20 protein-coding genes are annotated in these 21,292 nt (G+C 59.2%); 4 read left to right on the top strand and 16 right to left on the bottom strand.

Annotated elements, in window-relative coordinates; translation table 11 throughout:
• Positions 1–161: 161 nt before the first annotated feature.
• Both Q666_RS59190 and Q666_RS59185 read right to left on the bottom strand, forming a co-directional pair.
• Positions 162–1,415, bottom strand: coding sequence for an ABC transporter substrate-binding protein (locus Q666_RS59190; RefSeq protein WP_022997635.1), 1,254 nt, complete (start codon positions 1,413–1,415; stop codon positions 162–164).
• Positions 1,416–2,212: 797 nt separating this feature from the next.
• Positions 2,213–2,983, bottom strand: a complete 771-nt coding sequence (locus Q666_RS59185) for a GntR family transcriptional regulator (protein ID WP_022997637.1) — start codon at positions 2,981–2,983, stop codon at positions 2,213–2,215.
• Between the two features lie 236 nt (positions 2,984–3,219).
• Here Q666_RS59185 and Q666_RS59180 point away from each other — a divergent pair, with 236 nt between their 5' ends.
• The 4 genes from Q666_RS59180 to Q666_RS59165 all read left to right on the top strand — a co-directional run bounded on the left by Q666_RS59180 (position 3,220) and on the right by Q666_RS59165 (position 7,616).
• A complete protein-coding gene (locus Q666_RS59180; RefSeq protein WP_031268038.1) occupies positions 3,220–4,197 on the top strand; it encodes a sialic acid TRAP transporter substrate-binding protein SiaP in 978 nt (325 codons plus the stop codon).
• Between the two features lie 17 nt (positions 4,198–4,214).
• Positions 4,215–4,802, top strand: coding sequence for a TRAP transporter small permease (locus Q666_RS65220; protein ID WP_161633184.1), 588 nt, complete (start codon positions 4,215–4,217; stop codon positions 4,800–4,802).
• Positions 4,803–4,815: 13 nt separating this feature from the next.
• Positions 4,816–6,093, top strand: coding sequence for a TRAP transporter large permease (locus Q666_RS59170; RefSeq protein ID WP_022997640.1), 1,278 nt, complete (start codon positions 4,816–4,818; stop codon positions 6,091–6,093).
• 110 nt (positions 6,094–6,203) lie between these two features.
• Positions 6,204–7,616: a metallophosphoesterase gene (locus Q666_RS59165; protein ID WP_022997641.1), complete on the top strand. Its 1,413-nt coding sequence runs from the start codon at positions 6,204–6,206 to the stop codon at positions 7,614–7,616.
• A 57-nt stretch (positions 7,617–7,673) separates the two neighbouring features.
• Here Q666_RS59165 and ugpC read toward each other — a convergent pair whose 3' ends face one another.
• From ugpC to Q666_RS59095, 14 genes are all read right to left on the bottom strand, one after another.
• Entirely contained in the window at positions 7,674–8,735 is a 1,062-nt protein-coding gene (gene ugpC, locus Q666_RS59160; protein WP_022997642.1) for a sn-glycerol-3-phosphate ABC transporter ATP-binding protein UgpC, read from the bottom strand.
• 12 nt (positions 8,736–8,747) lie between these two features.
• The gene (locus Q666_RS59155) at positions 8,748–9,590 is read right to left on the bottom strand and encodes a carbohydrate ABC transporter permease (RefSeq protein ID WP_022997643.1); all 843 of its coding nucleotides are present in this window, start codon (positions 9,588–9,590) and stop codon (positions 8,748–8,750) included.
• Positions 9,591–9,599: 9 nt separating this feature from the next.
• Positions 9,600–10,463, bottom strand: coding sequence for a sugar ABC transporter permease (locus tag Q666_RS59150; RefSeq protein ID WP_228148102.1), 864 nt, complete (start codon positions 10,461–10,463; stop codon positions 9,600–9,602).
• A 65-nt stretch (positions 10,464–10,528) separates the two neighbouring features.
• A complete protein-coding gene (locus tag Q666_RS59145; protein ID WP_031268042.1) occupies positions 10,529–11,785 on the bottom strand; it encodes a sugar ABC transporter substrate-binding protein in 1,257 nt (418 codons plus the stop codon).
• A 44-nt stretch (positions 11,786–11,829) separates the two neighbouring features.
• The gene (locus Q666_RS59140; RefSeq protein WP_022997646.1) at positions 11,830–12,993 is read right to left on the bottom strand and encodes an aminotransferase class I/II-fold pyridoxal phosphate-dependent enzyme; all 1,164 of its coding nucleotides are present in this window, start codon (positions 12,991–12,993) and stop codon (positions 11,830–11,832) included.
• Positions 12,986–13,744 (bottom strand): FCD domain-containing protein, encoded by a 759-nt coding sequence (locus tag Q666_RS59135; RefSeq protein ID WP_022997647.1) that lies wholly within the window; start codon positions 13,742–13,744, stop codon positions 12,986–12,988. Before Q666_RS59135 ends, Q666_RS59140 begins: the two co-directional genes overlap by 8 nt.
• 365 nt (positions 13,745–14,109) lie before the next feature.
• On the bottom strand, positions 14,110–14,505 hold the full coding sequence (locus Q666_RS59130; RefSeq protein ID WP_022997649.1) for a RidA family protein: 396 nt from the start codon (positions 14,503–14,505) through the stop codon (positions 14,110–14,112).
• A gap of 100 nt (positions 14,506–14,605) precedes the next feature.
• Entirely contained in the window at positions 14,606–15,007 is a 402-nt protein-coding gene (locus Q666_RS59125; protein WP_022997650.1) for a thioesterase family protein, read from the bottom strand.
• Between the two features lie 3 nt (positions 15,008–15,010).
• Entirely contained in the window at positions 15,011–15,700 is a 690-nt protein-coding gene (locus Q666_RS59120; RefSeq protein ID WP_022997651.1) for an ABC transporter ATP-binding protein, read from the bottom strand.
• Positions 15,697–16,446: an ABC transporter ATP-binding protein gene (locus Q666_RS59115; protein ID WP_022997652.1), complete on the bottom strand. Its 750-nt coding sequence runs from the start codon at positions 16,444–16,446 to the stop codon at positions 15,697–15,699. The genes Q666_RS59120 and Q666_RS59115 overlap by 4 nt, the downstream gene beginning before the upstream one ends.
• A complete protein-coding gene (locus Q666_RS59110) occupies positions 16,439–17,422 on the bottom strand; it encodes a branched-chain amino acid ABC transporter permease (protein WP_022997653.1) in 984 nt (327 codons plus the stop codon). The genes Q666_RS59115 and Q666_RS59110 overlap by 8 nt, the downstream gene beginning before the upstream one ends.
• Entirely contained in the window at positions 17,419–18,339 is a 921-nt protein-coding gene (locus tag Q666_RS59105) for a branched-chain amino acid ABC transporter permease (protein ID WP_022997654.1), read from the bottom strand. Before Q666_RS59105 ends, Q666_RS59110 begins: the two co-directional genes overlap by 4 nt.
• A gap of 57 nt (positions 18,340–18,396) precedes the next feature.
• Positions 18,397–19,533 carry an ABC transporter substrate-binding protein gene (locus tag Q666_RS59100; RefSeq protein WP_031268045.1) on the bottom strand — a complete coding sequence of 379 codons (1,137 nt, stop codon included), beginning with the start codon at positions 19,531–19,533 and terminating at the stop codon, positions 18,397–18,399.
• A gap of 136 nt (positions 19,534–19,669) precedes the next feature.
• Complete coding sequence (locus Q666_RS59095) at positions 19,670–21,289, bottom strand: AMP-binding protein (RefSeq protein WP_022997656.1); 1,620 nt, start codon at positions 21,287–21,289, stop codon at positions 19,670–19,672.
• Positions 21,290–21,292: the final 3 nt, after the last annotated feature.

The following is a 21,292-nucleotide window of genomic DNA, read 5'->3' as shown; positions in this document are numbered from 1 at the left end:
CCCTGGGGCAGGCAGTAGCCTACCCGGGATATAGACTTTCCTTGGGCAGGCAGAGGCTTGCCCGGGACACAAACTTCCCTTGGGCAGATAGAGGCCTGTCCAGGTCTAGAGTTCCCGGACGATGCGAACTCCGCCAGGGAACCGTTTGTCATTCGTGCAGATTACTTCTGCGGCTCGTACCAGCTCGCCAGACCGTCCTGCAGCTTCTTGCCGAGTGCCTCAGGCGTTTCCGTACCCTTGATAGCGGCAGCAGATGCGCCCCAGGTTTCGTTTTCCAGGTTCGGCGTGCCGCGGGACAGGATCTGGTAGGTGGACCTGATGGTGCTTTCGCACTCGCCGCGCCAGCTGGCGAATTCCTTCGCAAGCGGATCTTCCAGTTCAACCGGCGTCTTGGACAGCGGGAAGAAGCCCGGCAGAGCGTTGCCGAAGATGGTGGCGAATTCAGGAGACGCCACCCAAGCCAGGAATTCCTTTGCCTGTTCGGGATGCTCGGTCTTGGCGTTCATGCCGATGCCGATGTCGGTATGATCGGAGATGTAGCACTTGTCGCCAGCGTTGCGGAGCGGCGGCTTGAAAGCGCCCATTTCGAAATCGGCCTGAGTGTTGAAGCCCGAAATTTCCCAGCTGCCGGCCGGATAGACCGCTGCACGGCCAAGCGTGAAAATGTTCTGGCTGTCCGGATAGGTCTGGGCCTCATAGCCATCGCCCAGGTAAGGTGCCCACTTTGCCAGCGTGGCGTAAGGGGCAACCCACTGCTCGTCGGTGAGCTTCTGCTCGCCGGCGATCAGAGCCTTGCGGCCTTCCTCACCCTTCCAGTAGTTCGGACCGATGTTGTTGTAGCCCATGGTGGCCGCTTCCCACTGGTCATTGGTGCCCATGGCCATCGGGATATAGGTGCCGTCTTCCTTGATCTTGTCGAGAGCGGCGAAGAACTCTTCCTCGGTCGTCGGGACTTCGATGCCCAGCTCGTTGAAAGCATCCTTGTTGTAGATGAAGCCGTGGATCACGGCAGCCATCGGCACGCAGAAACTTGCCGAACCGTCGTCCGTCTGCCAGGCAGCCTTGGCAACGTCTGAGAAGTTGTTCATGGCGTCCATGTCGGACAAGTCCGCCAGGTGTCCGGCATCATAAAGCGCCAGCGAGGCGTCGAACGGACGGCAGGTGATCAGGTCTCCTGCGGAACCGGCATCAAGCTTGGAGTTCAGTACGGCATTGTATTCTGTCGGTGCGGACGGGGTGAATTTCACCTTGATGCCCGGATGCGAGGCTTCAAAAGCCGGAATGATCTTTTCCTGCCACAGCGCCAGATCGTCGTTGCGCCAGCTTTCGATCGTCAGCGTGACATCTTCAGCAAAAGCCGTCGACGTAAAGAGCGCAGTGCTGGCCATCGCCAGAGCTAGAATATTGCGTTTCATAAGACACCTCCGAAAAGTTCCATCCATTGCTGGACGTTCAAAATTGTCCGCTCACGGCGTTGGAGCCCGTCCCGCTTCCCGGCGCGGCCGGCCCTAATGGGACCTTCCGTTGCCATTCGCGTTTTTGTTTTACCGCCAGATACAGAACAATATGCGCCGGAGAGCATCAGCCCTCCCGCTCATTTCATATAATACCTATTTGATACCACTTGTCGACCTATTAGTTTGAAATCGTGAAAATCATTTTTCACAGGCCGAATCGCCCATTCACGCAGCTTATTGGTATTATATTGGATTTGTTTTTTCAGCCTTTCAGGCTCAGAGGTATTGTTTCGCCACGTTCAGCAAACGCCGAAATCCGGCGGATTTCCGCCTGTCCGGTGTTGTCTTGTAAATAACTGGCATTACTCCAGCCGGAACACATGCTTTGGCCCTCTTGCGAGCTGGTTTCTGCACAGTCCCGTCCTGCACGGTCGCGGGAGCTATTCAGTCGAGGTCCTGCTTCAGAGATCAGGCATAACAATCTGTTTTCTAAAAGAAATAAGAACCAGCCGCTTGAAACAGGCCTCCACACCCAGACCCGTTTTCCTAAACCGACCCGGGCAACAGCGCACTTGAATGGTTGCGATTGAAAAAGAAATGGCGGATGCCGCCTGTGCCGCTGCGTCTTCCACAGTACAGCCCCAAAAACTTGCCGTTCCTGGAGCGCAACAGTCGCGCCGGCTCACGCCACCTCGTTACCACCTGCCCCAACTGCCCGCCTTTTCCGATCGGGCCAGAGCCACAAACGGGCAGGCCTAATCCTTGTCGAACAGGAAATAGTCGGGCCACAGATCCTGAAAGGTGCCGATATCGATCTGAAGCTTGTTGAGATGGTTGTTCATATTGGCAACCGCAGCATCTGCATCGCCCTTTTCGATCGCTTCCAGAACAGCGGCATGTTCGCCGACGATCAGTTGCATCCGGCCTTCCTGCGGCAGCGTCAGCCTGCGGTAGCGCTCCACCTGCAGCCTGATCTTCTCGATCATGTTCCAGATGCCCGGGTAACCGCTGGCTGCGGCGATACCGGAATGAAAGGCATTGTCTGCCTCGTGGAAAGCCTGTTCGTCGCCTTTGTCGGCCAGCTCCTGCTCGCGCTGGACTATCGCCCGCAGCCCCATCAACTGGCTCTTGCTCGCCTTCATCGTGGCTTCGCGAACGCAGACTTCCTCCAGCGCTTTCCTCGCGACGATGGCTTCGCGCAATTCGGAAACGGGAATCCTGGCAACGAAGGTGCCGGACTTCGGGAAAACGTCGACAAGGTTCTCTTCCGCCAGCCGCAAGATCGCCTCGCGAACCGGCGTTCGGCTGATGCCGTATTTTTCGGTCAGGTCTTTTTCCGCGAGCGGCGAACCGGGTGGCAGCGTGACATTTATGATCGCGTTACGCAGGTCCTGGTAGACGATTTCCGAGTTGCGGGCCGCCCGTCTGGCGGTCCCGGAAGCTGCACCGCGTGGCGGTGCATTTTTCGCTCTCGGCTTGCGCGTCTTGCCTCCGGCAGAAGGCGTTTCATCCAGTGATACGGCCATCGTCTTTCCTGAAACCAAGAGGTTCGAAGATGCAGCTGAATTGAGCCTATCTGCTTCGAATCCCTACAGTTTCTCCCCCTCTTTTCCGGTTTACTAGCAATCCGGCAAAGGGATGACCAGCCGAATTCGTTTGCATTCTTACAATATGTCATATACGTAAAATAACTTGTATACCAGTTATACAAGATAGGCCGATTGAGTGGAGGAGCTCGACCCCGGCCGACGGGAGGACAGACATGATTGGAAGAACGATGAAGCGCGGCCTTCTGGCCGCCGCGATGACACTTGCCCTGGCTGGACAGTCCTGGGCCGCGGACCTGAAATGGGCGCATGTCTATGAGGAAGGATCCAGCTACCACAAATGGGCGCTGTGGGCCGCAGACCAGATCAAGGAAAAAACGGATGGCCGCGTGACCATCTCGGTCTACCCGGCCTCGTCACTTGGCAAGGAAGCAGAGATCAACGAAGGCCTGACCATCGGGTCCGTCGACATGATCTATACCGGGCCCAACTTCGCCGAACGCGATTACGGTCCGATCGCCATTTCCGACTATCCGTTCATGCTGAAGAACTATGATCACTGGAAGGCCTACCGGGACAGTGACCTCTTCAGCGACCTTTCCAATGGCTACAAGGAAGCGACCGGTCACACGGTGATGGCCATCACCTGGTACGGCTACCGCCATGTGACATCCAAGTTCCCGATCACAAAACCGGACGACATGAAGGGTCTGAAGATCCGTGTGCCGGATTCGCCGCTGATGGTGCTGTTCCCGAATGCGGTTGGCGCCAACCCGACACCAATCGCCTTTTCCGAAGTGTATCTGGCGTTGCAGCAGGGCGTTGTCGACGCCCAGGAAAACCCTCTGCCGACGATCAAGTTCAAGAAGTTCTACGAGGTCCAGTCCAACATCAATCTGACCGGCCATATCGGCAATTCGCTGATCATCGTCGTTTCCGAAAACGCGATGGGGCAGCTGGGGGACGATGCGGCCACCGTGGACGCAGTTCTGAAGGAAGCCGCCGCCCAGAATGCGGACGAGATCTATCAGTCGGAACAGGACCTTGTGCAGTGGTTCGTTGATCAGGGCATCCAGATAAACGAAGTCGACAAGGCTGCTTTCCAGGCTGCTGTCGAGCCGATCCTGACCGATGAATCCAAGGTTCCCTATACCCAGGAACACTACGAGCGGATGCAGGCTCTCGCTCAATGACGCAAAGCAACGATGCCGTGGCTGACCAAACGAAACAGGCCACCGCACAAACGGAGCAAGGGCGCGCGGACGGCGCGCCCGAACTGCTTCACTTTGACGAGACCGAAACCGACCTCAGCGCGCTGAAATGGATCGATGCCCCCGGCATTCTGGTCTTCTGGGTCCTTGCCGTTGTCGTTTTCCTCCAGTTCTTCACTCGCTATGTGCTGAACGATTCCCTCGCGTGGACCGAGGAAGTGGCCCGTTATCTGCTGATCCTGGTCTGCTTTCTTGGCGCAGTCACCGCGACGCGGCGTGGTGCGCATATCACGCTCGAGTTTCTGATGCGCATGGTGCCACCGCGTCTTGCGAAAGCTCTGACCGTTCTGTCGCAGACAATCACGCTCGGTTTTTTCGCCTCCATGACCTGGATCGGTATCGAACTGACCCAGAAAACCCGGCAGAAGATGATTTCCCTGCCGATCCCGAAGGCTTGGATCTACACGATCTGCGTCGTCGCTCTCGGACTGATGGCGTTCTATTCGGCCATCTGGCTGTGGCGCCGCCTTCGCCAAAGCCCCGAAGACCTCGTCCGCTCGCTGGACGACCACCTGCCAACCGATTGAAGAGTTTTCGCCGATGGCCGTCCTGTTCATGATGATGCTGCTGTTCGCCCTGATGATCATCGGGGTGCCGGTCGCAGCCGCCCTCGCCCTCGCCTCGCTCGCCTTCGTGCTGATGGAAGGCCTGCCGCCGATGATCGTGCTGGCAAACATGGTCAACGGCATTAATTCGTTTCCGCTCATCGCGGTTCCCTTCTTCATCCTTGCCGGCAACCTGATGAACTCCGCAGGCATCACGACCCGCATCTTCGCCTTCGCCCGCGCGGCGGTCGGCTGGATGCACGGCGGACTGGGTCACGTGAATGTCGGCGCGAGTGTCATCTTTGCCGGCATGTCAGGGGCCGCCGTGGCGGATGCGGGAGGTCTCGGCAACATCGAGATCAAGGCCATGCGGGACAGTGGCTACGATACGGATTTCGCGGTCGGCATCACAGCTGCCTCTTCCACTATCGGGCCGATCATACCTCCGTCTTTGCCCCTGGTTATCTACGGCGTCATCGCGGACGCTTCCATCGGGCAGCTTTTCATGGCCGGCATCGTTCCCGGCCTCATGATGGCACTGGCCCTGATGGTGATGGTTGCCTGGTACTCCCGGCAGAGGAATTATCCGCGGGATCTCAATTTCCGCTTTTCACGGCTTGGCCAGACCTTTCTCGACGCCCTGCTTCCCCTCATGACACCGACGATCATCATCGGCGGCATCATGTTCGGCATTTTCACTCCGACGGAAGCGGCGATCGCTGCCGTCGCCTGGTGCATTTTTCTGGGTGTCGGCGTCTATCGGACGCTGAATTTCAGAAAGATCCTCAAGGTTTCCTTCGAGACGGTGGAGACGACCGCAGCCATCATGCTGATCGTGGCCGCTTCCACGATTTTCGCCTGGATCCTGACGGCCAACCAGACCGCACGCCATTTTTCCGAGCTGATGGTGGCATTGACGGACAACAAGGTCGTTCTGCTACTGATCATCACGCTGATCGTGCTGGTGATCGGCCTGTTCATGGAAACAATTGCCGCCATCACCATTCTGACGCCGGTGCTGCTTCCGGTGGCCGTCGGCCTGGGTATTGATCCGGTCCATTTCGGGATCATCATGATCCTGAACCTGATGATCGGCCTTCTGACGCCCCCGGTCGGCATGGTGCTTTACGTGCTTTCAAAAGTGGCGCAAGTGCCTTTCGAGCGATGCGTGACGGCAACGGCTCCCTTCCTCGTCCCGCTGATCACGGTGCTGCTGCTGCTGACCTTCGTTCCGGCCTTTTCGATGTGGCTGCCGACACTGGTCTACCGGTAGGCGCAAATCGGCTCAATTTTCGGAAGTGCGGTTCACATCCATTTACCGGTGCCGTGTTTGACTGTGCCAATATTCCGCAAGGGAATTTTTGGCACAGCTAGGGGGCCGGAATGTTCGACAGGTTAGCCATTGCTTTTGCGACGCTTGCAGCTGCGTCCTTGCCGCTCACAGGCGCCCAGGCACAGTCCACGGAACCGGTGTTCTACCCGGGTACGAACGAGGGTCTGTTTCTGATCGTCACCGACATCCACTTCGACCCGTTCAGTGATCCGGCCCTCGTGCCGGCACTGGACAAGAGCCCAGTCTCCGGGTGGACGGCAATTTTCAAGGGAGCTGCCGAAAACATCAAGAGTTACGGCAATGATGCCAGCTACTCGCTGATGGTCTCCGCCCTGGATGCGGCGGCAGCCCAAGGCATGACCTACGACTACGTGCTCTATACCGGTGACTACCTGAGCCACCACTTCAATGACACCTACCAGAAGACAGCGGGCGACAATCCGCAGGGCGTGACCTCGTTTGCCATCAAGACCGCACAATATGTTTCCCAGCTTCTGGGCGATACGTTCGGCGACATCCCGGTCTACGGCGTTCTGGGCAACGAAGATTCAGCCTGCGGTGACTACCAGCTCGCTCCCGACAGTGCATTTCTTGAAGGTGTCGGCGAACAGTGGGCGAAGCTGAGCCGTCAACCGGGCGGGTTCCAGGCGTTCAAGCAAGACGGCTTCTACAAGGTTACGCATCCAACGGTGCCGGATCAGGACATCATCGCCCTCAGCAACGTCTATTGGGCAAAACACTATTCGGATGCCTGCAATACCAATGGCGGCGATCCTGGAAAGGACGTCATGGCCTGGCTGGATGAGCAGCTTGCCGAAACGCAGCAGGCCGGCCGCAAGGCGCAGCTACTGATGCATGTTCCACCAGGCGCCGATGCTCGCGATACGGCGCGCCATGCAGACAAGGAGACGTGTGAGGCCAGTATCCACCTCTTCTGGCACGAGCATTACCTCACGGACTTTCTGGAGCTGATGTACAAATATGCCGGCACCGTCGACTACACGTTTTCCGGCCACACGCATATGGACGGCTTCACTGTCATCAATGATGCTTCGGGTGAACCGTTGATTGCGAACCAGATAACGGCATCGGTCAGCCCTGTTTTCGGCAACAACCCGGCCTTTGCGGTCTTTCTATACGACAAGACCAGCGGCGCAGTGAAAGACTCGGCGACCTTCTATCTGACGAACCTCGAAGCTGCCGCCGCCGGTGCAAAGCCGGACTGGCAGCTCGAATATGACTACCGCTCCACCTATGCGGTTCCGGACCTTTCCGCCGCCAGCCGGGCTTCACTCGCCAAGACGCTTCAGAACGACGAGCCATTGCGCCAGCGGTTCAGCGATCTCTATGCCGTTCAATCAGCGACCCCGGAGATCGATCCCGTCAATTGGCAGGCATATGGCTGCGCGCTCGATGCCACCAGCCTGGACGCCTACAAAACCTGCCTCTGCAGCAGCAACTGACCGTGCGCGCACTTTTTAATCAGCCTGAGCAAGCGTGGGGTTGAGTTCCCCACGCACTCAGGCTGCCAGGCGTCGGCCTTCAGCATCGAACAGATGTGTCTTGTCCAGATCCAGCGCGATGCCGACCGGATCACCGGACTTCAGCGCGAAATGCCCGTGCTCGCGCACCAGGACCTGACCGATGCCCGGCACACTTGCGTGAATGTTGGTGTCCGAGCCCAGATGCTCGACCAGTTCGGCCGTTCCGGAAATATGAGCGACGTCTTGGGCGACGATGTTGAGATGTTCCGGACGGACCCCCAACTCCCTTGCAGCTGCTTGCCCATTGCTCAACCCAAGGCCGAGGCTGGCGCCGTTCTTCAGTGCAACGCCACCGTCCTTCGGTTCGATATCGAGGATGTTCATGGTCGGAGACCCGATGAACTGGGCAACGAACTTGTTGGCAGGGGTGTCGTAGAGCTCCAGAGGCGTGCCCACCTGCTGGATGTCGCCCGCATTCAGGACCACGATCCTGTCGGCCAGCGTCAGGGCTTCCACCTGGTCGTGGGTCACATAAATCATCGTCGACTTCAGACGCTGGTGCAGCCGGGCGATTTCCAGGCGCATTTCGACACGCAGTGCCGCATCGAGATTGGACAGCGGTTCATCGAACAGGAAGGCGCTGGGATCACGGACGATTGCTCGGCCCATGGCGACACGCTGGCGCTGTCCGCCTGAAAGCTGTTTCGGCAGGCGTGCAGTCAGATTGCTCAGGCCGAGTGTCCTGGCAGCTTCCTGCACCTTGCTTACCCGCTCCTCGTTTGCCGCTTTGCGGATTTCCAGCGAGAAGCCCATGTTCCGTGCCACATCCATATGCGGATAAAGCGCATAGGACTGGAATACCATGGCCATGTCGCGGTCACGGGGCGGCACTTCGTTCATGCGTTTGCCGTCTACCGTGAAGTCGCCTCCGGAAATCGGTTCCAGGCCGGCGATCATGCGCAGCAGCGTGGACTTGCCGCAGCCGGACGGGCCGACCAGCACGATGAATTCGCCATCATCGATGGAGAGGTTGATATCGCGCATAACCTCGACGGAGCCATAGGCCTTGGCGATGTTCTTGAGTTCGATACGAGCCATGGTCTGGGTCTCCTACCCCTTGACGGCGCCAGAGGTAAGCCCCTGGACCAGATAGCGCTGGATGAAGATGAAGAACAGGCAGGACGGCACCAGTGCGAGCACACCGGCGGCCATCATCTGCCCCCAGTCGACAGAGAACTTCGAAACGAAAGTCAGAAGCCCGACGGGGAAGGTCATGGTGTCGTTGGAGTTGATCAGCATGAGTGCGAAGAGCAGCTCGCTCCAGGCGGCGGTAAAGACGAAGCCTAGCGTCGCCCCAAGCCCCGGGAGCGTCAGCGGCAGAATGATCTTCCTGAGCGCTTCGAAGCGGCTGCAACCGTCAATCATGCCGGCCTCCTCCAGATCCTTCGGAATGCCGTCAAAGAAGGACTGCATCAGGAAGGTGGCGAAGGGAATGTTGAAGGCCGTGTAGACGATGATCAGGCTGGTAAGCGAGTTCAGCAGGCCGATCGCTGCAACGATCTTGTAGATCGGGGCAATGATCATCAGAAGCGGAAACATCTGGGTGATCAGCATCAGGGCGATGATCAGCCGTTTGCCGCGAAAATCGAACCGCGAGAAAGCATATCCGGCAGCCGCCGCAATCGCCGTGGTGATGGCCGCGGTGCCAATGGACACGATTACACTGTTCTTGAAATAGGACAGGAAATCCGTTGCGATCAGAACGGTCTGGAAATTCTCGAAGGTAAACTCGCTCGGAAAGAGCGCCGTCCCTTCCGTGAAGATCAGCTTGTCCGGCGTGATCGCGATCTTGACGAGCCAGTAGAGCGGGAAAAGCGCAAAGGCGACGTAAAACGCCAGAGCCAGATATTTTCCCGTGACCGCCAGAGGCGAGCTATTACGAAGCGCACTCATCGAAGCACCTCAGATCTTGACCAGTTTCCGGCGCAGCACCAGCAGGATTGCCGCATAGATCAGCAGCAGACCCAGGAGCGCGACCGCGATTGCGGAGGCATAGCCGAAATCGAGTTTCCGGAAGGCTGTTGTGAAAATGTAGGTCGACAGGATCTGCGTCGAGTTTGCAGGTCCGCCGCCGGTCATGACGAAGATGAGATCGGCGAAATTCGCGATCCAGATCGTCCTCAGCATGACGGTGATTGCGATCATCGGTGCCAGGAACGGCAGCGTGATCTTGGTGAAGGTCTGCCAGGCGGTCGCGCCATCAATTTCCGCAGCCTCGTAAAGTTCGCCCGGGATGGACTGCAGCGCAGCCAGCAGCGTGATGGCGAAGAAGGGAATGCCGAACCAGACGTTTGCGGTCACAGGTCCCCACATGGCCAGGTCCTTGTCACCCAGGATGTTGAACGGCTCCGAAAGGATCCCTAGAGCGGCCAGCCAGTGCGGCAGTGGTCCGATGGTCGGGTTGAAGAGCCAGGCCCAGGTGAGAGCCGACAGGAACGTCGGTACGGCCCAGGGCAGAAAGACCAGTGCCTGAACAATGCGCTTGCCGTGGAACTGTGTGTTCAGCAGCATCGCGAGGCCAAGTCCCAGGAAGAACTGGAAGAAAATCGACCCGAGCGTCCACCAGAACGTGTTGGTGAGCGCCAGCCAGAACTTCCGGTCAGACCACAGGGCCTCGAAGTTGGCGAAGCCAACCCAGCCCGACTGGAACGGGCGCAGCAGGTTGACGGCCTGGAAGGCATAGGAAACGCCGATCACCAGCGGCACCAGCATCACCAGGGCAATCAGCACGATTGCCGGGGTCAGGTAGAGATAAGGCTCCACCATGTAACGGACGTAGAAGGTGGGCCGAGCCCGGGATTTTTTCCCGGGCACGGCAGTGTCGATCGTGGTCATTGCGCGGCTTTCCAGCGGCCATATTCTTCCGTCAGGAACTCGGCCCATTTGTCGGCCACTTCCTGAGCGGAGATTTCACCCAGTAGGGCTTCCTGGCTGGATTCCAGGGCGATGGAGTCCGCGAAGTAACCGAACTGCTCCAGATAGGTCGGCATGACCGTCGGGATGTACTGGTCGCCGTTCAGGGTGTCGAACCAGCCCTTGAACTGCTCGGTCTTGAAGTACGGATCCTGCTCTGCACCTTCATGGATCGGAATGACGCCAACGCGCTTTGCCCATTCCTTGTTGGTTTCCGGGCTGGACAGATGCGCAATCAGCTTCCACGAAAGGTCTTCGTTGCTGGTCGTGTCGAACATCGCCCAACCGGCGAAACCGATGGTCGGGAAAGCCTTGCCGGCCGGACCGACAGGCATCGGAACCACAGCGAAGTCTTCCGGCGCCATACGCTCGGCAACCGCGATCAGCGCATCCGGGTCCTGATCAAGGAACGCACAGGTTCCCGAATAGAAGCCGGCCACGATCTCGTTGAAGCCCCAGCTGACGGAATCCTTCGGGGCATAGCCGTTCTGGTACATGTCGATCAGGAACTGGATGCCTTCGACGGACCCCGGCTGGTTGAGCGTGCTCTTGCCATCCGCGTCAAAGAAGGTGTTGTCCCCGTTCATGGTGGCGGCCATCATGATCCAGCCGTTGAGCCCACCAGGTCCGCCCCGGAGACAATATCCGTATTTTCCGTCCAGTTCGGAAACGGCCTTGGCCGCATCCATGAATTCCGCCATCGTGCTCGGCGGATTTTCGACACCGGCTTCCGCCAGCAGCTTCTTGTTGTAGAACATGGCGCGCAGATAGAAGCCGTAAGGGATCATCCGTGCCGTCTTGCCGTCGGTCTGGCGGCCCATGTCCAGAGTTTTCTGGGTCAGCGTGCCACCATATTCCCAACCTGCGATCTTGTCGTTCAGATCGACCAGTCTGTCCTTGTAGATGCCCGCCCAACGGTCCGGCATTTCAACGACATCTGGAATGTCGCCACCGGCCACCATGGTTGCCAGCTTTTCAAAGGCCTGGCCCCAGGGCAGCGAGACGATTTCAACTTCCGTGCCCGGGTTGGCAGCCTCGAAGGCGTCCACTTGCTTCTGCAGTACTTCCGTGCGCTCCGGGCTGGTGATCACTTCCACCAGCTTCAGGGTTTCCGCGCTCGCTGCCGAGCCTGCCAGAAACGCCAATGCGCTAATTGCTCCTATCAGTCCCCTCATGGTTCAACTCCGCTTCTTTCAGGTTTGGTTTGAATTGCGCCGTCTTATGTCCGGGCGCTTTTGCTCAGAGCCGCCTCGAAGTCGGCCCAAAGATCGTTGGGGTCTTCCAACCCCAGGCTGAGGCGTACTATCCGGTCGGACACGCCAAAGCGTTGCATTGAATTCTGCTCGCCCGCCTGGTTGAGGCCGATGCGTGTCGGCAGGATCAGGCTTTCGAAACCACCCCAGCTGACGCCAAGGCGGAACAGCTTCAGGCTGTCAGCAAGGTTCGGGATGTCGACATTGTCGTTCAACGCGACGGACAACAGGCCCGAGCGGCCGGTCAGACCGGGCACGATGTTCGGACCGGGCGAATGCACAGCGCTGACATGCGGGTGGCTCGCCAGCCGGTCAACAAACAGGTTCGCGGTCGCCTGGTGCTGGCGCATGCGCGGGCCGAGGGTGCGCAGTCCCCGGGTCAGCAGAAAAGCCTCGAACGGGGCAAGCTTGCCGCCGAGCAACGGCAGGGTCAGGTCCCGGATCCGGTCGATCAGGTCCTGGCGTGCCACCACCACGCCGGCAACCGTGTCGGAATGACCGGACAGGTACTTGGAGGCAGAATGCAGAACGATGTCGATGCCGAGGGTCAGTGGGCGCTGGAAGAGCGGTGTTGCCCAGGAGTTGTCGATTACGGTGATCGTGCCGTGCTTTTTCGCATGTGAGGCGACAAGTCCGAGATCCAGCGTCTTGAAGACGACGGAGGTCGGGCTTTCCAGATAGGCGAGCTTCACGCCCTTGAGCAGATCCGGATCCGACTGGAACTCCTCAATTGAATGATAGGTAACCCCGACGCCGAACGGGCGCAGCATACGCTCGAACAGGCGATAGGCATCCGGATAGACATGCTCGATGCAGGCAATTCGGTCACCCGGCTTGACGAAGGCAAGAACGGTGGAGGAGACCGCTGCCATGCCGGACGCAAAACCGACAGCAGCTTCGCCCTCTTCCGCCTGGGCCATCAGCTTTTCAAAGGCAGCCACAGTGGGGTTCTGAACCCGTGTATAGAGCGGCTCGTTGGAGCGGCCCGCCATCCGGTCTTCGAAGGCCTTGTAGTTGTCGAAGGTGAAGAGAGACGTCTGCACGATCGGCGGCGCCACAGCGCCTCCTGTCTCGGCAGCAGCCGCCAGCAGCGTCTCGATCGAATATCCACCCGGCACAGCGTCAGCCATCGTGTTCCTCTGAAATTTTCTGGGTTTCGGCACAGACCATATCGATGATCATCTCGGTCAGTTCCGCTGCCTTGTCCTCGTCACCGGCGATGATCGCGTCGGCAAGCGGGCGGTGCAGCGGGATGGTGTCCTGGCCGAGATGCGGCTTGCCGAACGGTGTTTCGTAAATGTCGTGAAAGGCTTTCTGGATCTGTTCGATGAACTGCCTGAACAGGGGATTGCCGGTCGCATCGTGAACGGCGTTGTGAAACCGATGGTCGGCCGGGCGCCAGTCTTCACCGGCTTCGAACACAGCCATCAGTTCCGCCGCCCGGGCATTGATGATGCGGCGCTGTTCCGGCGTTGCGGATCTCGTTGCGATGCGCACCGACTCGATTTCCAGAGGCCGTCGAACCTGCTGCATTCGCAACAGGCTCTCGGCTTCATGTTTGATGGTGAGGGCCACGCGCAGTGTATTGGTTGATATTTCCGCGATGAGCCTTGTGCCGGCTCCTTTGTTGCGGCTGACGACACCCATGCTTTCCCAGGTCTTGAGTGTCTCGCGAATGGTCGACCTGCCAAAGCCGAGACGGCGCACTAGCTCCAGTTCCGGCGGCAGACGATCCCCGATCTTGAGGCCTTCCTGCTCGATGAGGCTGATCAGGGCTCGCGGCACATCCCGCGGCTCACTCGCTGCTGCAGACCCCGTTTCCGGTTTCGGCTGTTGTGCATTTTCCGGCATGGACAGATGTCGACCTTCTTTGTTTGCCATCTCACGTTACCACTTTGTCTGACATTGTAAACACTTTGTCTGACATAATTTTTGGACCAAGCATGAAGCACGCCAAGACATTGATTTCTTTCATACAACTCAGATTCACCAACCACTCCCGGAATGGAACAATGGCGTTCTGCCTCATGTCGGCGTCTCCGCGGAGCAAGCCGGGCGCCGAGATCGGAGAGCCTGAAAGCCGGTTGGAGACACAGTCCTCCATCGCGAACGTCTGTTCCCTTTCCCTGGCTCTCCTTTGCGTTCTGTCGGGAATGGCATCCGATCTGCATTGCCCGCTGCCAACGCAAAAAAGCCCGGCACGCTGTGCCGGGCTGCTGATGGTTCCAACAGGACAGTTTTGAGGGTCAGCCGACCTGGGCGGTTGCCTCGATTTCGATCAATGCATCGTCCTCGATGAGGCCGGCCACCACGACAACCGACATGGCCGGGAAATGCCGCCCCATCACCCGGCGGTAGGCTTCACCGACTTCTCTCTGCCGGGCAAGATATTCACGTTTGTCCGTAATGAACCATGTCAGGCGAGCGATATCGGTCACGGCGCCACCGGCGGCCTCGACAATGGCCACAATGTTGGCGAGCGTCTGTTCCATCTGGCCGACGAAGTCACTGGTTTCAAAGACCTGGTCCTTGTTCCAGCCGATCTGGCCGCCGATATGGAGCGTCTTGCCCTCCGTCAACATGCCGTTTGCATAGCCTTTTGCCGGGGCCCAGCCGTCGGGTTGAATGCTTTTGACCGTCATTGATCCTGACTTTCCTTGTCTTCCGGATCAGCTGAAAATCAATCCGACTGGATTGAACTCTCAAGGCTGATCGCTCCCTACCTGTTGAACCAGTCGGCGCTCAAGCGAGTGCCGACTGGTCCAGAAATCGTTGTTTTACCTGTTCCGGCCATGGCTCCGGTTTGCCGCTGTTGTCCACGTTGACGATGGTCAGCTCGGTCTGGAAACGCACCTCGCCATCGCATTGCGCGCTGATTGCGATGCCGCAACTGGTTCGGCCAACCTTGGTCACGTTCAAGCCGAGCACCAGAAGATCGCCCAGTTTGCTCGGAGCCATGAAACGCGTACGAATTTCCGCAGTCGGTACGGCTCCCACCTTGTGAATGTCCTTGAACGGCCATTCGACGACCTTGTCGAAAAAGGCTTCGACACAATCGTTCATCATCTCGAAATAGCGGGGATAGAAGACAATCCCCGCCGGATCGCAATGCTTGAACAAGATGGGTTGCTCGAACCGGAACATCACTCAAACTCCGATGTACTTGGCAGTGACGTCGTCGGTCAGAGCATCAATACCGCCAGTCCAGACGGATGTGCCGCGCTCCAGGATCGTCGCCCGGTCGCAAACCTGGCGCAGTTCCTTGATCGACTTGTCGATGACGAGGATCGCGAGCCCCGTTTCCGCCTTCAACTGACGGATCACGGCCCAGATTTCCTGACGGATGACAGGGGCCAGACCTTCGGTCGCTTCGTCCAGGATCAGCAGCTTCGGGTTGGTCATCAGGGCTCGGCCAATGGCGAGCATCTGCTGTTCGCCACCCGACAGCGAACCCGCCCGCTGGCCGCGCCGTTCACCAAGCCGCGGAAACATGCCGATGACGCGTTCGAAGGTCCAGTCGCCGCGCCGTGCCGCCGCGATCAGGTTTTCCTGAACGCTCAAGGTGCTGAAACAGCGACGACCTTCCGGAACAAGGCCCAGTCCCAACCGGGCAGCCTTGTGGCTCGGCAGGCGGGCAAGGTCATGACCGGCAAATGTCAGCGAGCCTTGCGCGGAGAGCATCCGGCAAATGCATTTGACCGTGGTCGACTTGCCCATGCCGTTACGGCCGAGCAGTGCCAGCACTTCGCCCTCGTCGATTTCCAGATCCACGCCGAAAAGTGCCTGGCTGGCGCCATAGGAGGCCGTCACGTTGGACAGTGTCAGAAGACTGCTCATGCTTCGTCTCCCAGGTAAGCTTCCTTGACGGCGGCGTTGGACCGGATTTCATCGACCGTGCCGGTGGCAATCACCTCGCCGTACACCAGCACACTGATACGGTCTGCCAGCGAAAAGACCGCGTCCATGTCGTGTTCGACGAGAAGGATCGGCGCTTCGTGCCGGAGCTGATCGAGAAAACCGGTGAGCAGCTTCGAGCCTTCAGAGCCCATGCCTGCCATGGGTTCATCCATGACAAGCGCCTTTGGTTTCTGCGTCAGCGCAACGGCCACTTCCAGCTGACGGCGCTGTCCGTGACTGAGCTCCGCCGTGCGCATGCGGGCCTGGTCCAACAGGCCGACACGGGCGAGCGCTTCTTCGGCGGTTTCACGCAAGGAGGTGTCCCGGGTCACGTTGGAGAAGAACCTCCAGGGCCGACCGCTGGCGCCCAGTGCCCCGAGCAGAACGTTCTGGAGAACCGTATCTTCCATGGCCAGCGAGGAGATCTGGAAGGTACGCCCAAGGCCGGCACGCGCACGGGCGCGTGTCGGTTGATGCGTCACGTCCCTGCCCAGCAGGCGAACCGACCCGGCATCAGGCCGCAGTGTTCCGCAAATCTGCCCGATCAGGGTGGACTTGCCGGCACCATTGGGACCGATGATCGCGTGGATCTCGCCAGGCTTCAGGTCGATGGAAATATCACGGCTGGCTCGCAAGGCACCAAAGCTCTTGGAAATGCCGTTTGTTTGCAGGACAGCATCAGTCATGAACAGCCTCCCGTCCGCAAATCATGCCGATCACACCGCCCTTGCCGAAGAGCACGATGACCAGAAGCAACAGCCCCAGGTAGATGTGCCAGAAGTCGCTCAAGGCTCCGAGCCAGTGCTCCAGCGCAACAAAGACCAGCGCGCCGACCACAGGCCCGAAAAGCCGTCCGACCCCACCGATGATGATGAAGATCATGATCTCGCCACTGGTCTGCCAGCTGAACATCGTCGGACTGACGAAACGGTTGAGGTCGGCAAACAATGCCCCCGCGAGACCCGTGATGGCGCCGGACACAACGAAGGCAACGAGCTTCAGCCGCACCGGGTCCAGACCTGCGGTCTCCACACGAACGGGAACCTGCCGGGCAGCATTGAGAGCAAGACCAAAGGGAGACCCCGACAGCCGCCATGCAAACAGCAGCACAAGGCACAAAAGCCCCAGGCAAAGCCCGTAGAACTGGATTGGGTCCAGCGTATTGAGCCCCGGAAACCCGTTGCGGACATAGATCGACAGTCCGTCCTCTCCGCCATATTCCGCCCAGGAAATGGCAAAGAAGAAGAACATCTGGCCAAAGGCCAGCGTGATCATGATGAAGTAGACCCCTGCCGTTCTCAAGGACAGGATCCCGATCACCAGCGCAGCCAGGGAAGACACCACGACGGCCACAAGCCAGATCACCGGCATGGACTTCGTGCCTTCGATCAGGAATGGCCACTCGGTGAGCGCGGTATAGTTCTGGGCATGGTAGGCGAGGATACCCATGGCATAACCGCCGAGGCCGAAGAAGACCGCGTGACCGAGACTGACCAGCCCGCCAAGGCCGAGCGCGATGTTGAGGCCAACGGCCGCGATCGCAAAGACGACGGCACGCGTCATCAGCGTAATGGTGAAGGGTTCTTCCGCCGAGATCGCCCAAAAAGGGATCGCGACGAAGAGCGCCAGCGTCAGCGCATTGAGATAGCGTTCCCGGATCATGCGCGCGCTCCGAACAGACCGGCAGGACGCAGGATCAGCACCGCAGCCATGAGGATATAGATCGCCATGGAGGCGAGCGAGGATCCGACGGACGTGGCTGTCGACGGATCGAGGAACAGCTTCAGGATCTCCGGCAGGAAGATGCCACCGAGCGTATCGGTCAATCCGACCAGGATAGCGCCCACAAGCGCGCCCTTGATGGAGCCGATGCCGCCGATGACGATGACGACGAAAGCCAGGATCAACACCGGTTCCCCCATGCCGACCTGCACCGACTGGATGGCACCCACCAGGGCGCCGGCAAGACCTGCCAGAGCGGCGCCAAGCGCGAAGACGATGGTGTAGAGCCGCGCAATGTCGATGCCGAGGGCCGCGATCATCTCGCGGTCATTTTCCCCTGCCCTGATCTGCACACCGAGACGCGTTCTGGAAATCAGCATCCAGAGACCAAGCGCCACGGCAAGGCCGACGGCAATCAACGTCAGCCGGTAGAGAGGATATTCGATGCCGCCCGGCAACGTGACCGGACCGGACAGGAATTCCGGCACGTCGAGAAACAGCGGAAAGGAACCGAAGATCCAGCGCGTTCCTTCGGAGAAGATCAGGATCAGCGCAAATGTCGCCAGCACCTGATCCAGATGATCCTTGGCGTAAAGCCGGCGGATGACCACCAACTCGACCAAGGCGCCCGCGATGGCAGCACCGGCAAGTGCCGCCACGAGGCCCAGCAGAAACGATCCGGTTGCAGCCGCAACAGCCGCCGCGCAGAACGCCCCGATCATGTAAAGCGAACCATGGGCAAGGTTGATCAAACCCATGACGCCGAAGATCAAGGTCAGCCCGGCGGCCATCAGAAACAGCATGATGCCGAATTGCAGGCCGTTCAGAACCTGCTCTATGAGCAATATCAGTGACATGAGTACCCCGCCCCTTTGGCCGGCGCGGTTTCCCGCACCGGCTTTTGGGTCAATACCTTACATGTTGCACTCGGACCAGTAGGCATCCGCATGGCTGGTCAAGGCCTTGCCGATGATCTTGTTGGTGTAGACGTCACCTTCCTTGATGACTTCGCGGACGTAGATGTCCTGGATCGGGTGATGGTTCGGACCGAACTTGAAGCCACCACGAGTGGAAGCGAAATCAGCTTCTTCCAGCGCCGCGCGGAACGCGTCAGCATCCTTCATGTCCGCCTTGGCCATGGCCGACAGCAGCAGATTGGCGGTATCGAAGCCCTGCGAAGCGTAAAGCGACGGCAGGCGGCCGTACTCGGCCTGGAAGCTCTCAACAAAGGCCTTGTTGGCCGGGGAGTCGATGTCCTTGCTCCACTGGCTGGTGTTCTTGACACCGAGCGCCGCATCGCCAACGGCCTGCAGAATGCCCTGATCAAAGGAGAAAGCAGGTCCAATTACCGGCAGGTCGACACCGGAGTCCTTGTACTGCTTCAGGAAGGAGATCCCCATGCCGCCCGGCAGGAAGAAATAGACACTGTCTGCACCGGAGGCACGGATCTGCGCGATTTCAGCCGCGTAGTCGGTCTGACCCAGCTTGGTGTAGATTTCGCCCGCGAACTCGCCCTTGTACATGCGCTTGTAGCCGGTCAGCGCGTCCTTGCCGGCCGGGTAGTTCGGCGCAAGCAGGAAGCTGTTCTTCAGGCCTTCGAAATTGGCATAGGCGCCGGCAGCTTCATGCAGGTTGTCGTTCTGCCAGGCGACGTTGAAATAGTTCGGGTGGCAGCCCTTGCCGGCCAGCGCGGAGGGGCCTGCGTTCGGCGACAGGTAGAACTTGCCCTGCGCGGTTGCGGACGGCACCACGGCCATGGCGAGGTTCGACCAGATGATACCGGTCAGGACGTCCACCTTTTCCGACTGGATCATCTTGTCGGCCAGCTGCACGGCGATGTCCGGCTTCTGCTGATCGTCCTCGATCACCACTTCCAGATCCGAGTTGCCGGCCTGCTTAACAGCCAGCATGAAGCCATCGCGCACATCGATGCCAAGGCCTGCACCACCACCAGACAGAGTGGTAATCATGCCGACCTTCACCGGTTCCGCGTTGGCGCTGGAAAGGCCGAGTGCGAGAGCGGCTGCGGCCGCCATTGTTACAAATTTCATATGCTGCTCCTCTTGGTCTTGTGACCTGCTATTCCCATTCGTTTTTTTAGTTTGGACCGCCGTGCTTCGTTTTTGCGGCACGGTCAGCAAGGGGCTTGTCGTTTTAGTGTCCCGCGTGCCCCACGCGAGGGTCTGGTCAGGCGTCCGGACGCAGCCGGAAGCGCTGGATCTTGCCGGTTTCTGTTTTCGGCAAGGCGTCTGCGAAGATGATCGAGCGTGGATACTTGTATGGCGCGATCGTCGCTTTAACGTGATCTTTCAATGCCTTGGAAAGGTCGTCTGAGGCTTCGTGCCCAGCAGCAAGAACCACATGAGCCTGCACGATGGAACCGCGCTCCTCATCTGGCGCACCGATGACGGCACATTCCTGGACAGCAGGGTGCGCAAGCAGTGCCGCTTCCACTTCCGGGCCTGCAATGTTGTAGCCGGCGGAGATGATCATGTCGTCATTGCGGGCGGCAAAGTGCAGATGGCCGTCCTCGCTCATGGAAAAGCTATCACCGGTGATGTTCCAGCCATCGATCACGTATTGCCCCTGGCGATCGTCCGCCAGATAGCGACATCCGGTGGGACCGCGCACTGCAAGACGCCCCACTTCACCTGGAGCGACGTCCTTGCCGTCCTGATCGAGGATCCTGACTTCGTATCCGGAAACGGGTTTTCCGGTGCAGGCAGGCTTGTGGTCATCGAAGCGGTTGGAAATGAAGATATGCAACATCTCCGTAGCGCCGATCCCGTCCAGCATGGGCTTGCCGGTTTTGGCCATCCAGGCGTCATAAACGGGACCCGGCAGAGTTTCACCGGCGGAGACCGCGGCGCGCAGCGAGGAAAGGTCAGCCCCCTCCTCCATGGCCTGCAGCATCACGCGATAGGCGGTCGGTGCGGTGAAGCAGACGGTCGCCTTATATTTCTCGATGATCTCGATCATGTTCGGCGGCGTCGCGCTTTCCAGTAGCGTGGCTGCTGCGCCGAACCGCAGCGGGAAGATTGCAAGCCCCCCAAGACCGAAAGTGAAGGCCAAGGGTGGTGAGCCGACGAAGACATCGTCCGGTGTGACACCCAGAACTTCCTTGGCATAGCCGTCGGCAATGATCAGCAAATCCCGGTGGAAGTGCATCGTGGCCTTGGGCGTGCCCGTGGAGCCGGACGTGAAGCCCAGCAGGGCGACGTCATCGCGTCCGGTCGGGACAGCGTCATAGAGCACGGATTTTTCCAGCGCGAGCCGGTCAAGCTCCGCATCATGGTTTGACGTGCCGTCGAAGCCGATCACCTTCTTCAGGAAGGATGATGTCTTGGCACAGGCGACCATCTCGTCCATGAGACGCGTGTCGCACAGTGCGAATTCGATTTCCGCCTTGTCGACGATCTTGGAAAGTTCGCCCGCGCGCAGCATGGGCATCGTGTTGACGACAACGGCACCGGCCTTGGTTGCGGCGAGCCAGCAGGCGACCATTGCCGGGTTGTTGGCGGAACGGATAAGCACCCGGTTGCCCGGCTTCACACCAAGATCTTCGGTGAGTGCATGCGCCAGCCGGTTGGTCCAGTCCGCAAGTTCCTTGTAGGTTCGGCGGCGGCCATTCCCGATCAGGGCGGTGTGATCCCCCAGTCCCTGTTCCACCATCCTGTCGGTAAGCTCAACGCCTGCATTGAGACGTTCGGGATACTGAAACCCATCGAGCAGGAAATCGGGCCAGCTGTCTTCCGGCGGCAGGTTGTCCCGGGTAAAGGTATCGACGTGTGCGGAGGGACCAAGCATGGA

It is taken from the genome of Labrenzia sp. C1B70 (genome assembly GCF_000475395.1).
GTDB lineage: Bacteria > Pseudomonadota > Alphaproteobacteria > Rhizobiales > Stappiaceae > Roseibium > Roseibium algicola.
The sequence above is the reverse complement of the archived record's forward strand: the minus strand, read 5'-3'. Positions and strand labels throughout refer to the sequence as shown.